Origin of the sequence: Rhizobium sp. BK049 (assembly GCF_014193135.1) — a bacterium.
GTDB lineage: Bacteria > Pseudomonadota > Alphaproteobacteria > Rhizobiales > Rhizobiaceae > Rhizobium.
Window position 1 is genome coordinate 116,388 of sequence record NZ_JACHYV010000011.1, and the last position, 13,813, is coordinate 130,200.

Consider the following 13,813-nt stretch of genomic DNA (forward strand, 5'->3'; position numbering starts at 1 on the left):
GCCGTCTCCTATAATTTTGCAAAGCGCAGTCTCAGCGCATTAGCGATCACCGATACCGACGATAGGCTCATCGCCGCCGCCGCGATCATCGGCGAGAGCAGCAAGCCGAAAACGGGATAGAGGATCCCGGCAGCGACCGGAACGCCGAGCGCGTTATAGCCGAAGGCGAAGCCGAGATTCTGGCGGATATTGCGCATCGTCGCCTCCGCCAGCCGCCGCGCCCTGACGATCCCGTTGAGATCGCCTTTGACCAAGGTAATGCCCGCGCTTTCCATTGCAACATCGGCGCCGGTGCCCATGGCGATGCCGACATCGGCTGTCGCAAGAGCCGGGGCGTCGTTGACGCCGTCGCCTGCCATGGCGATCACCGCGCCCTTGGCGCGCAGTTCCTCGATCAGCGCCTTCTTGCCTTCCGGCAGCACGTCGGCGCGGACCTCGTCGATGCCGAGGCTGTTCGCGACCGCCCGCGCCGTGCGCTCGTTGTCGCCGGTCGCCATGATGATCTTCAGCCCGCTGTCGTGCAGCGCCTTGATGGCAGCTGATGTCGTCGGCTTGATCCGGTCGGCGACGGCGACGAGACCGGCGAGCTTGCCATCGAGGGTCACGAACATCACCGTCTTGCCATCGCCGCGCAGGGCTTCGGTCTTCTCCGACAGCGCCGATGGATCGACGCCGAGATCGGTGAGCAGCGCCGCATTGCCGAGTGCCACCTTCGTACCGTCGGCTATGCCCTGGACCCCCTTGCCGGTCTTCGCCTCGAAGCCGCTCACCTCCACGAAGGCGGCACCGCGTTCTTCGGCGCCGGCAACGATCGCTTCGGCCAGCGGATGCTCCGAGCCGCGCTCAAGGCTTGCGGCCAGCGACAGCAGCCGGTTCTCCTCGACGCCGCCTGCGGCGACGATGTCGGTGAGCACGGGCTTGCCTTCGGTCAGCGTGCCGGTCTTGTCGACAATCAGCGTGTCGACTTTGGAAAAGCGCTCCAGCGCTTCGGCGTCCTTGATCAGCACGCCTTCGCCAGCGCCGCGCCCGGTCGCGATCATGATCGACATCGGCGTCGCAAGGCCGAGCGCACAGGGGCAGGCGATGATCAGAACGGCGACGGCGGCAAGCAGCGCGTTTGCCAGGCTCGGCTCCGGCCCGATCGCTGCCCAGACGACGAAGGCAAGCATGGCGACGGCGACGACGGCGGGCACGAAGAAGGCCGACACCCGGTCGACCGCGCCCTGAATCGGTGCCCGCGAACGCTGCGCCTTTGCGACCATGTCGACGATACGAGACAGCACCGTGTCTGCGCCGACTTTCTCCGCCGACATGACGAGAGAGCCGTTCTTGTTGATCGTGCCGCCGGTCAGCCCGTCGCCCGTCGTCTTCTCGACGGGCAGGGGCTCGCCCGATATCATCGATTCGTCGACCGTCGACCGGCCCTCCAGGACGGAACCGTCCACCGGTACGCGCTCGCCCGGGCGCACGCGCAGCCGGTCGCCGGTCTGGATCTCCTCTACCGGCACGTCCCTCTCGTTGCCATCGGCATCAATGCGCCGCGCCGTCTTCGGCGCGAGGTCGAGCAGCGCGCGGATCGCCGAGCCGGTCCGCTCGCGTGCCTTCAATTCCAGCACCTGGCCGACGAAGACCAGGGCGACGATGACGGCGGCCGCCTCGAAATAGACAGGCACGGTGGCGCCATGGCCGCGAAAGCTCATCGGGAAAAGACCGGGCGCAAGCGTGGCGACCACGCTGTAGACATAGGCGGTGCCGACGCCGAGGCCGATCAGCGTCCACATGTTCGGGCTGCGGTTGACGAGAGAAACCCAGGCGCGGCGGAAAAAGGGCAGGGCGGCCCACAGCACGACCGGCGTTGCGAGGGCTAGCTCGATATAGGTTGCCCGTGGTTCGCCGATCGTTTCGCGAAGCGGCAGGCCGAGCATCGGCCCCATGCCGAGCGCCAGCAGCGGCAGGGCAAGGCCGGCGCTGACCCAAAGCCGCCTGATGAAGTCGACAAGCTCCGGATTCGGTCCTTCATCGGCCGGAGGAATGCCCATCGGCTCCAGCGCCATGCCGCATTTCGGGCAGTCGCCGGGCCGGTCGCTGACGACTTCCGGATGCATCGGGCAGGTATAGAGCGTACCCTTCGGCGCCGGCTTTGCCGCCGGACGGGCGCCGTCGCGATAGGCCGACGGGTCGGCCTCGAATTTGGTTTGGCAAGCGGCCGAGCAGAAGTAGAATTTCTCGCCCTCGAATTTGACGAAGTATTTTGCCGTCGAACGATCAACGGTCATGCCGCAGACGGGATCCTTCGCCGTCAGATAACCCTGCGGCTGAGCCGCAAACTTCGTCCGGCAACTCTCGGAGCAGAAATGATAGACACGACCCATGTGGTCGAACGAGGGTTTGCCGGCTTGCGGATCGACCGTCATGCCGCAGACGGGATCGCGGATGACCACTTCGGTCGCCTTCTCCTGATGATCATGGCCGCAATGGCAGTGACTGTCGCCGTGGCTGTGGTGATGGTGGTCGTGTTCGTGCTTGGTATCCATGACTATCTCCTATGCCCGAAGGGCAGTTGGAGAGGCTTATCCACCTTCCAGCAACTGGAAGGTCAAGCACTAAATTTAACGATGTCGATTTATCGAAAACTGCCGCTTCGCGTGTCGCTGTGGTGGCATGCCCGATTTCTCAGGTCCCGCCCGATCCTCAAATCGGGCTGATCAGACCGAGCGGCTGGCTCCCGAGCAGTGCGGCCACCGAAATGCTGCCTCCCGGCTCGATCGTTTTTCCGGTCACGAGATCTGCCTTCAACCCATGAAGAGGGGAGGGGACCGCGATCGCCGTATCTTCCCAGAACTCCGGGCCGGCAAAAAGCACGCCGGGATCGAGCCAGCCGAACATCAGCCGCGGGGCGACGGTGATCGCGAATTCGCTGTTGTGCACGCGGGCAAAGGCCAGCACATGATCACGGCGGCTGCCGGTCGTCTTCAACGGCAGATAGTCACCCCGGGCAAAGAGAACCGGGTGCCGCCGGCGCAGCTGCAGGCCGATTGCGATGATGCGCTGCTTCAAGGCCGCCGCCTGAAGCTTGGCGATCGGTCCGGCTTCACCAAGCCAGGCGGCCAGCTGTGCATGATCGACCGGCCGGCGATTATCGGGATCGACAAGACTGAAATCGAAGCCTTCCGCGCCTTGGTAAATGTCGGGAATTCCCGGCGCGGTCAGCTTGAGCAGCGTCTGCGAAAGGCTGTTCACGTACCCCGCCGCAATGAAGGGCTGCAGCACTCTTTCGAAATCTTCCAGAAAGGCGTCATTGTCCGGCGACACCAGCGCCGCCGCATAGGCGGTGATCGCCTCCTCGTAGGCGCCCTCCTGTTCGGTCCAGGCGCTGCGCAATTTCGCCTCGCGCACTGCCTTGACCGCGTAGTCGGTGAAGCGCGCGCGAAGGTCTTCCCTTTGTGCTCTGTCGAATTCCTCCGGCCAGACGCCGGCGAGCGCCTGATACAGCATCCATTCGGTGTTCGTCTCCGGCGCTGCACCATCCGGCAGATGCGTCAGCCACGGCCGGTTCATGTCGCGCCACCGCTCTACCGCCTGAGCAAAAACATCCGCACCCTCGCTCAAGACATAGAGCCGCGCGCGTGCATCCTCGCCGCGTTTGGTGTCGTGAGTGGAGCTTGCCGAAAGCCCGTGCGGCTGCAGCCGCGCCCGCTCGGCCATGCGACGATGGAATCCGTCCGGCCCCTCAGGTGCCTTTCCGGGTTCGCCGCCGACCTCGTTTGCGGCAAGCAGCCTGTTATAGCGGTAGAACAGCGTATCCTCTGTCGCCTTCGCCATGACAGGCCCGCTCAGCTGCTGGAAACGGATCCGGAATTCGTGGGCCACAGGACCTTCGATCTTGCCTTCCAGAAGCTTCAGCACGTGATCGAGCGCGCGCCGGTCGTCGAGAAGCGGCATGACCTGCGATGCGGTCGCGGCAAGGACGGACGAATCCTGCCAGCTCAGCGGACCGCCGTCGCCATAGGTGCGGTAGACGGGGAATGCGATCAGCAGCTCGCGCACGGCGGTGGCGATCTCTTCCCGGTTTACCTCGGGAAAGATGCCCGCTGCCATCGCGACCAGCCTGCCGGTCTCGCCGGCAAAATTGCGCTCGACCATCTGTCGTTTGGCAAGCCGCCGGCCCTCCTCGAGATCGCCCGCCTCGCCGGCGAGGCCGCGATAGGCATCATCCAATATCCGCAGGCCGCCGGCGTCGATGAAGAGCTCGCCGAGAGCGGCGATGAATTCATATCCGGTGGTGCCGGCAACCGGCCAGCTCTCCGGCAGGACCTCGCCCGCCCCGAGGATCTTTTCGACGACGATGTAGGTGTCGGCCCCGACAGCTGCCCTCAGCCTGTCGAGATAGGCCTTGGGTTCGGCAAGCCCGTCAACATGGTCGACGCGCAGGCCCTGCACCTTGCCATGGCGCACGAGTTCGAGCACCAGCCGATGCATGTCTTCGAACACCAAGGGATCCTCGACGCGGGTCCCGACCAGTCCGGTTACCTCGAAAAAGCGGCGGTAACTCAGATGCCGCGCCGCTTCCTTCCAATGCATCAGCCGCCAATGCTGCTCGTCGTGCAGGCTTCTCACGAAATCGCGATCGGACGAGACATCCCCGAGTTTCTCCCGAAGGACTGCCTGATCGCCGCCCTCGAAGAGGATGTCGCGCAGTGCGCGGGCGAAGTCCTCGCCTGACGTCACGGCCGCGGCCTCGGCCATTCGGGTTGCGACCGGATTGTCGAGCCGATTTGCGACCGCGCCGTAGCTGCCGGGTTTGACCGGCAATAGCGTCTGAAAATAGGCCAAGGCGAAGTTGCCGTGCATCTCGTCGAGCACGAGGCGCAGTTCGCCTGAAGCCAGCGCCTCTTCGAAATCCTGGCCGAGTTGCGGCAGGGTCAGCGGCTCGCTCCAGTCGATGTCGAAATGGCTGGCATAGGCGCTCTGCGGGCCGAAGGTCAGCACGTCCCGCCACCAGGCGTTGTCAGGCGAAGCGGCCATATGGTTCGGAACGATGTCGAGAACCAATCCCATGCCCGCCGAGGCGAGGCACTCCGTCAGCCGGTCGAACCCCGCGCGGCCGCCAAGCGCCGGATCGATCTCATTGGCGTCGATGACGTCATAGCCGTGAGTCGAGCCGCTGACGGCGGTGAAGATCGGTGAGGCATAGAGATGGCTGATGCCGAGCGTCTTGAGATAGGGAACGAGGTCGCAGGCACGATCGAAAGTCATGCCGTTGCGGAACTGTATCCGGTAGGTCGCTGTCGGAAGAGTCATGAGGCCGTCTGACGTTGGAGGGAGACCTTTTCCAACGGTTGTCGGACTAATTTGGTTCCTTCAGTCGATGAAAACGCCGACACTTGCGGCGCGTCCGGCTGAATCGATGACGGTCAGTTTCGAATAGCCGCCGCCGTCGGGCAGCCATTGCTGGGTGCGACGGCGCGAGAGATCGGGTAAGGGCTTGCCGTTGGCAAGCCACCGGAAGGGCGCACGGCCGCCCTGCAGCTTCAACAGCAGCGGCGACAGATCGCCCCCCTTGGCGCCGAGATCGATATGGGCTCCCTCGGGCGGATAGACGATCTGCGGCGCGGGCTCGCGGCCGGAAGCGACGAGCAGGCCGCTGGCATTCAGCGCAAAACGCCGCTGGCTGATCGGCAGCTCGGCCTGGGCGATGCGCACGGCGCCTGCCGGCGGGCGGGGCAGGGGCGTGGTGGCGATGCCGGATTTGGCGAAAGCCTCGAACAGGATCGGCGCGGCGGTGCCATAGCCGGTCAGACCGGGCACGGCGCTGTTATCAGGCCGTCCGACCCAGACGCCGAGCACATACCGGCCGTCATAGCCGACCGACCAGGCGTCGCGATAGCCGTAGCTCGTCCCGGTCTTATAGGCAATGCCGCGCTGCGGCGCGCCGGCGGGGGGAATGACGCCGGAGAGGATATCGGCGACGTTCCAGACCGCGACCGGTTCCAGCAGCGGTTCGCCGTCGATTTTGCCCGGTGTACCGGTGACGCCGTCGCCGAGCCGTGCCGGCTGGCCGCGATTGGCGAGCGCCGTATAAAGCTGCACCAGATCCTTGAGCGTGAGGCCAACGCCGCCGAGACCGATCGCCAGTCCGGGCGTCTCGTTCGGCGGCAGGACCGGGCGAACCTCGGCGCGACGGAAGCGCACCAGCAGCCGCGACGGCCCGACGGCGTCGAGCAGCTTGACGGCCGGCACGTTCAAGGAGAGCTGCAAGGCCTCGCGCACGGTGACATCGCCCTGATAGCTCATGTCGAAATTGCGCGGCCGGTAGCCGAAGAAATCGGCGGGCCGGTCTTCGATGATCGTCTCCTGGGAAACGAGGCCCTGCTCGAAGGCGAGCCCGTAGATGAAAGGCTTCAGCGTCGAGCCGGGCGAACGGTTGACGCGGGTCATGTCGATCCAGCCGGAGCGGCTGGCGTCGAAATAATCGGCCGAGCCGACTTCGCCGACGATCGCACCGGTCTGCGCATCCGCCATCACCATGGCGAGCGAAAGCTTCGGCCCGAGTTTCGTCGTCGCGGCGCGCGCGACGGATTCCAGCCCCTGCTGCACCTGCTTCTTCAGCGTGGTCCGATGCTTGAGGACCAGAGGCTCCTTGCGCAATGCGGCTTCGCCGACATGGGCGGCAAGGGCAGGCAGTTGCAGGCGCCGCGGTGGAATGGCGACAGCTTCGGCCCGTTCCGCCTCGCCGTCGCCGACGGCTTCGGCCACTGCGACGCGGTCGAGCACGCGCTTGCGCGCCTCCTGTGCCGCCTCGAGATTGCGGTCCGGCCGCCGCCGTTCCGGCAATTGCGGCAGGGCGACGAGCAGCGCCGCCTCGGCCACTGTCAGGCGTCGCGGCTCCTTGCCGAAATAGGCAAGGCTTGCGGCGCGCACGCCCTCGAGGTTGCCGCCATAGGGCGCATGCGTCAGATAGAGGTCGAGGATCTCTTCCTTCGACAGCCGCCGTTCGATCTGCACGGCGCGTGCGAGCTGCAGAAGTTTTGCTGAAAACGAGCGTTCGGCGCGCGGCTCGATCAGCCGGGCCACCTGCATCGAAAGCGTCGAGGCGCCGGAGACGATGTGGCCGTTGCGGACGAACTGCAGGCTGGCGCGCCCGAGCGCCCAGATATCGATGCCGCGGTGATCGTAGAAACGCTGATCCTCATAGGCAACAAGCATGCGCAGAAATTGCGGATCGACGTCGGCGACCACAGTCCTCAGCCGCCAACGGCCCTCCGGCGTCGCGAAAGCGCGCAACAGCTGCCCATTGGCATCCAGCACCTCGGGTGAAACCACAGCCGCCTTGTCGAGCGGCGGCGGAAAGGCCCGGTCGGCGGCTTCGAGCGCGAGGAGAGCCGCGCCGGCAAGAAGGATGCCGGCGGCGGAGCCGATCGCGATCTTGTGCCACAGCCTCATTTTTGCGCTGCTACGACCTCCATCTTGCCGGTCGCCGTGCGGGCCGAAAGCTCCGGCCGGTACATGTCCTCGACGCTTGCTGCCGGATGGTCGTAGGTGCCGGGGGTGACGGCGCGCACGACATAGGCGACGTTGAATTCACGCTCGTCGCCCGGCGCGCGGTTGAAGGCGGCGACAAAGCGGTCATAACGGAACTCGGTATGGGCGGCTGATATTTCGCCGATCCAGTCGAAATTCGTCATCTGGGCGCTGTCGACGAGATTCGGATTGTCGATCTCGAAGCCGGCCGGCAGAAGGTCGGTGATAACGATGCGCGATTGCCAGTCATTGGTCTCGCGCACGTGGATTACGACCACGTAGCGCTCGTTCTGCTTCGCCTCGCTGACATTGGCCCCCTCGCCGTCGAGCGTGTAATAGCTGCGCTCGATGAGGAAGCCGTCGCCGCCGGCCGGCAGCGGCACGGTGGGAGCGGCGACTGTGGTGACGACAGCGGAGACGGAGTCGTTCGTCTGGTTGGTCAGCGTCAGCGGATGATCGGCGAGCGCATCGCCGGTCATGCGTGCCATATAGGCGCCGCTGTGGGCGGCGCCATTGACATCGATCTTCAGACCGTCATCACCGCCCTGGAGGGCGCGCGCGGCAAGCAGCATCCAGGCCTCTTCCTGGGTGCTCTTATATTTGCTGCGGCCCCATTCCTTGGCAACGGCCTTGGCGAGATCCGGGATGACAGGCGGTACCGGCCGGCTTTCGGCGGCGAGCGCCAGGATCGCCGCACCGTCACGCAGGATCGTGCCGTAATCGGTGCGCGACAGGTTGACGCGCGACACCATCGATTGCTGCGACATCTGTAGCGCGTCGATGAAAATATTCTTCGAACGCTGGGCGTCGCCATAAAGCGCCAGTGCGGCGGCGATATGCGCCTTGGCAAGCGGCGTCGGGAAGTCGTTGATCATCGTGTCGGCATAATAACGCAGATCGCTGATCGCGGCCTTCTTGTTGCGGGCGAGAACATAGATGGCATAGGCGATCTGGTCGCCCTGGCCCTTGATGTCGGTGGTGTAGGAAAGCGTGTTCTGCAGGTTTTCGAGCGCCTGCACGAAGGCCTTTTCCGGGACGTCATATTTCATTTCGCGGGCGCGCGTCAGGAAATCGGTGACGTAGGAATCGAGCCAGACGTCGCCGGAATCCGGACCCCAGAGGCCGAAGCTGCCGGCCGAGGCCTGGTAGGAGAGCACCCGATAGATCGCGTCCTGCACTCTGCTGTGAACGTCGTCATCATTTTCGATGCCGGCCTGTTTCGCCACTTCGGCGAAGTAGAGCAGCGGCAGCGCCCGGCTGGTGGTCTGCTCGGCGCAGCCGAAGGGGTAGCGGTCGAGCGTCATCAGCAGCGCCGGAATGTCGAAGGCCGCCGAACGGGTGACGTTGACGCTGATCGAGGCGCCGGGCAGCACGCTGTCGGCCAACAGGTTCTTGTCCACCGTCAGCTTGGCGCCCGGCTTCAGCGCCAGCACCCTGCGTTGGGTGATCGGCAGGGATGAGGGGCGCACCGGCACGTCGATGACCTGGTCGAGTGAAAGGCCGGAGGCGTCCGAAAGGTTGATCGAGACGCTGCCGGCGCCCGGCTGATTGCCGATGAGCGAAAGCGTCAGTTCGGATTTCGCGCCTGCTTCGAGGCGGATCGTCTGCGCGGCGGATGCTGCTTCGATGCCGACTGCGTCGTTGCCGGTCAGCTGCAGCTTGTAGTCGCCGGCCGGCGCATCGGTATTGGCGATGTCGAGGCGCAGTTTGGCCTTGTCGCCGGGAGCGAGGAATTTCGGCAGGCTCGCCGTCACCACCACGGGATCGCGGATGATGACGTCCTTGACGCCGTGGCCGACGCCAGTCTTCGACCAGGCGACTGCCATGACGCGCGCCGTGCCGTTGAACTGCGGAATGTCGAAGGAGACCTTCGCCTTGCCCTCGGAGTCGAGCTTGACGGGGCCGGAGAAGAAGGCGACGAGCTTCTGCGTCGGCGGGCTTGCCTGCAGCGCAATGGCGCCACCGTCGCCGCCGCTCCTGAGCTTGCCGGTCGCGCCCAGCGAGCCGTCGATCAGCCTGCCATAGAGGTCGCGGATCTCGAGACCGAGCTGACGCTGGCCGAAGTACCAGTCTTCGGGGTTCGGCGGTTCATAACGCGTCAGGTTGAGAATGCCGACATCGACGGCGGCAACCGTCACGTAGGCATCCTCGTTGGCGCCGGCGCCGGTTACCTGCAGGCCGATATCAAGCGGCCCGCGCGGCAGCATCTTTTCCGGCGTATCGATCTTTACCGCAAGTGCACGCTGTTCGGGATCGACCTTCAGCCATTTTATGCCGATCGAGCGCATCGGCATGTGGCTGTCCTGCGCGTCGCCTGGGCGGAAGAGCGTCGCCGTGACATAGGCGCCGGCGCCCCAGTCTGCCGTGACTGGGATGTCGATCTCGCCGCCGGTCTCGCCGATCGTGGCGTTCTCTACGGCCACGAGCTTTTCGGTTCCGGCCGTCACCATCAGTTCGCCGCCATAGCGCGACGTGATTTTCAGCTTGGCTGTTTCGCCGATCTTGTAGCTGTCCTTGTCGAGGGCGATTTCCAGGCCATCCGGCGTTTCGGTCGAGGTCGAGGCGACGAACCAGCCGGCGTCGAATTCGACGCTGGACGTAGGGCCGTCGGCATCAGGGCTTTCCACTTCGAGGCGGTAGCGGCCCCAGGTTACCGGCACGGAAATCTTGCCGCCATCCATCGTCGCGTCGACGCTGCCGTTGGAAACCTGCTCGGCGGTATAGACCGGCTCGTATTTCCAGGCCGTCCCTTCGCGGTACCATTGGTATTCGCGGTTGAGGCTGTAGAACTTCCAGCGCAGGTCCTTCATCTCCTGCTTCTGTCCGTTAGCATCGACGCCAATCACCGTGAAATTGGCGATGGAATTCTCGGGCAACTCGTCGGAAAATTCCGGCTTGATACCGATCGAGGCGCGCTCGTTCTTAACCGGAAGGACAAGCGAGCGCTCGATGGCACGCCCGCCTGCTTCCTGCATGCGTATATAGACGGTGGCGTTGAGCAGCTGCGTCGTTGCCGGCAGGTCGCCGACGGTGAGGTCCGTCGAAGCTTCGCCGTTTTCGTCGAGTTCCGGCAGTCCTTCGATCGGTAGACGCGAATCCTCGTTCGTCTCCTCGTCGGCAAGCCCGAAGAGGTAGCCCTTATAGGCGGCGCTCTCACGCGTGGGCTTGACGACGACGTCGCCCTCGAGCGTCAGGCCGACGGCCGGCGCGCCATAGAGATACTTGCCTGAGATGGTGATGTTCGCCGGCGTATCCGGGCCGATCTCCTTGGCTTCGGTTTTGATCTCCATGTCGGTGCGATCGGGCACGAAGTCGTCGACGAGGAAACTTTTGCTGGCGATCGCGCTGCCCTTCGGATCGGTGTAGATGTTCATCGTCCAGGTGCCGCGCATGGCGTTTGCCTGGGTGGTGAAATCGACGGAATAACCGCCGAGATTGCTGGTCTGGCTGACGATCCGGCGGTCTTCGACGCCATCAGGGCGGCTGAAGATGAAAGTCAGCGGCAGATTCTCGATGGCGTTGCCGTCGGTGTCGCGGGCAAGCGCCTGAGCGTGGACCGTTTCGCCGGCGCGATAGATGCCGCGTTCGGTAAAGGTCAGCACGTCGATCGCGCCGGGTGAGGCGCGGCCGGTGACGCCGCGGTCGGAGAGATCGAAGCCGGCGCGCGTCATGTCGAGGAAGACGTAGTCCGAGGCGCCGTTTTTCGCGGTGATGACGGCGGGCGTCAGGGCCGCCGTGCCGCGGATGAGGCCGGCAGTGAAGGTGGCGCGGCCGTTTTCGTCGGTGGTGGCGGTGCCGAGCACTTCATTGTTCTTGGCAAGCAGCTGCAATTCGACGCCCGATATCGGCTTGGCCGAGGCGAGCGAACGGGTAAAGACATTGAGCCCGTCGGTGCCGGCATAGGTGGTGACGCCGATGTCGGAGACGAGGAACCATTGCGTCGCCTGCGAATCCCACTCCTGCGTCGGTCCATTCGGCGCCGTCGCCGTCATCACGTAGATGCCGGGCTTGCGCTCGGGCAGCGCCTCGTCGACGGGGAAGCTGGTGATGATGTCCTTGTTGAGCTCGTTGGCGATGTCGATCGAACCCTGCCAGACGAGTTCGCCGCTTTGATCCTCGATATTCTGGGCGCTGTAGCCGTCGAGCTGGCTCAGGAACTGCGAGTTGGTCAAGAGCGGCGCGATGGCGCGATCGCCGATACGGTAGAGCTTGAGATTGGCGGAAGTCAGGTTGACCGAAACGATCGGGATGCCGCGGCGCGCCGTCGAGGGCAGCACGAAGCTGTCGCCGGTGAAGCGCACCATCTGGGTGCGGTCCTTGATATAGACGTCGATGGTAACAGGTGCATCGAGCGTCTCGTCGACCGATGACGGCAGGCCGTTGCGGAAGGCGATCTTGTAGGTCTGGCCGTGCGTCAGGCCCTCGACGCAGATCTGCTTATCCTTGGTTTCGACCGCCTTTGGCGCCTCGCCGTTCAGCGTCACGAAGGGCGTGTAGTCGGTGGTCTTGATCAGCGCCTCCGAGAAGGTGACGCAGGCCCGCGGCGTGGCGCTGTCGGCGTCGACCGTGTGTTCGGTGATGCGGAAGCCCTGCGTCGATTTCAACTGCAGGTAAGCCGCCTGCACATCCTCGGAGGCAACCAGCGCCAGACTCGCCTTGTAGGCGTTGAGCGCCGCGCGGTAATTGGCGTTTCGATCCAGGGCGTCGGCGAGGACGGCGAGCGCCTCAGCGCGCTTGGGCTTGGTGCGCGTCAGCTCGTAGCCGTTCAGCGCGTCGAGCACGGCCTGGCCTGATGTGTTGGTCTCGGCGCTACCGAGCGAAGCGGCGGCGCGGGCGGTTTCCAGCCAGAGATCGGCGTCGTCAGGGGTGATCGACAGCGCGCCATGGAAGGACTTCAGCGCGTCGGCCAGATTGTTGCCGGTGAGATCGATGCGGGCATTGGCCGTCAGGCTGTCGACGCCCTGGCCCTGCTGGTCGTCGGCGAGCGCGAGATTGTCCTTGAAGTCGTGAGCCTGCTGAATGAGGTCGTTGCTCAGGAAGCTCAGACGCGGCGCGGCGCCGAGATCCGGCTCCTGCTTGGTTGATGTCTCGACGATCTTGCCGGCGACGGCGCCGGGGAAGGCGTTCATCGTCTTGAAATCGGACTTCAGGAAGCACCATTTCACCTTGGGATTGTAGGTGAAGGCCTTGCAGCTCTTGTCGCCGATGCAGGAGGTCTTGCATTGATCGAGCGAGACGTTCTGTTCGGTGCGAAGATCGAAGCCGAAGAAATCGGCATCCTTGATCGTCTGGATGTCACGCTTGGTCTCCGCAGCGGCGACCGGAAGACCGACGGCGATCGCGGAAAAAAATGCGATGGTGGCGAAAGCAAAGAACGAGCGCACGGACATAGGTTCCCCCCGGAATGCTGGCTCAGATCGGCGGCACTCTCCTCACTCCTCACGAGATTGTCAACTCAACTTGAGCGCTGTTTCGCCTTCAAGCACACGCTTTCATTTAGTTGTCACATCGGCGTGAGTGAACGTCTTGTGATTTGCCGCTTTTACAAGGATGAGCAAGGATTTGAGCGACCCTCAGGAGGTAGCGCGATGCCCATCTCTTCCAACCTTACCTCGCTCCTCGTCACTGTCGTCGTCTCGCTCGGTGCGGGCATGGCATGTGCCGCTGAGGAAGCGGTCGTCATTCCGCCGCCGACCATTGACGAAACCGCCGGGTCCGCTACTGAAACCGCCATTTTCGCCGGGGGATGTTTCTGGGGCGTCCAGGGCGTCTTTCAGCATGTGAAGGGCGTCGAGAGCGCCGTTTCAGGTTATGCCGGCGGCGAGGCTAAAACGGCACAGTACGAAACCGTCAGTACCGGTTCGACCGATCACGCAGAGGCCGTCGAGGTGAGGTTCGATCCGAAGAAGGTGAGCTACGGCAGGTTGCTGCAGATCTTCTTCTCGGTGGCCCACAACCCGACGCAGCTGAATTTCCAGGGACCGGATCGGGGCACCCAGTACCGCTCGGCGCTGTTCGTCACCGCTCCCGAGCAGCGAGAGGTGGCTGAGCGCTATATCGACCAGCTCGACAAGGCGCACGTCTTCCCGCAGCCGATCGTCACCAAGGTGTCCGAGGCCGCCGGCTTCTATCCCGCCGAAGCCTATCACCAGGATTTCCTGACGCGCAATCCGACCTATCCCTATATCGTCTACAACGACCTGCCGAAGATCGAGAATTTGAAGTCGCTGTTTCCCACCGACTACCGCAGCCAGCCGGTGCTCGTCGGGAAGACCAAGGGCTGATCTGAGCC

Annotated in this window: 5 protein-coding genes; 1 reads left to right on the forward strand and 4 read right to left on the reverse strand. The window is 64.3% G+C overall.

Annotated elements, in window-relative coordinates; all coding sequences use genetic code 11:
* Positions 1 to 8 precede the first annotated feature (8 nt).
* From FHT70_RS14020 to FHT70_RS14035, 4 genes are all read right to left on the reverse strand, one after another.
* A complete protein-coding gene (locus tag FHT70_RS14020) occupies positions 9 to 2,534 on the reverse strand; it encodes a heavy metal translocating P-type ATPase (RefSeq protein WP_183702157.1) in 2,526 nt (841 codons plus the stop codon).
* A gap of 157 nt (positions 2,535 to 2,691) precedes the next feature.
* The gene (gene treY / locus FHT70_RS14025; protein WP_183702160.1) at positions 2,692 to 5,301 is read right to left on the reverse strand and encodes a malto-oligosyltrehalose synthase; all 2,610 of its coding nucleotides are present in this window, start codon (positions 5,299 to 5,301) and stop codon (positions 2,692 to 2,694) included.
* A gap of 60 nt (positions 5,302 to 5,361) precedes the next feature.
* A complete protein-coding gene (gene pbpC, locus FHT70_RS14030) occupies positions 5,362 to 7,443 on the reverse strand; it encodes a penicillin-binding protein 1C (RefSeq protein ID WP_183702163.1) in 2,082 nt (693 codons plus the stop codon).
* Positions 7,440 to 12,911, reverse strand: coding sequence for an alpha-2-macroglobulin family protein (locus tag FHT70_RS14035; protein ID WP_183702166.1), 5,472 nt, complete (start codon positions 12,909 to 12,911; stop codon positions 7,440 to 7,442). The genes pbpC and FHT70_RS14035 overlap by 4 nt, the downstream gene beginning before the upstream one ends.
* Positions 12,912 to 13,109: 198 nt before the next feature.
* Here FHT70_RS14035 and msrA point away from each other — a divergent pair, with 198 nt between their 5' ends.
* On the forward strand, positions 13,110 to 13,805 hold the full coding sequence (gene msrA / locus FHT70_RS14040; RefSeq protein ID WP_183702169.1) for a peptide-methionine (S)-S-oxide reductase MsrA: 696 nt from the start codon (positions 13,110 to 13,112) through the stop codon (positions 13,803 to 13,805).
* The last annotated feature ends 8 nt before the right edge of the window (positions 13,806 to 13,813 follow it).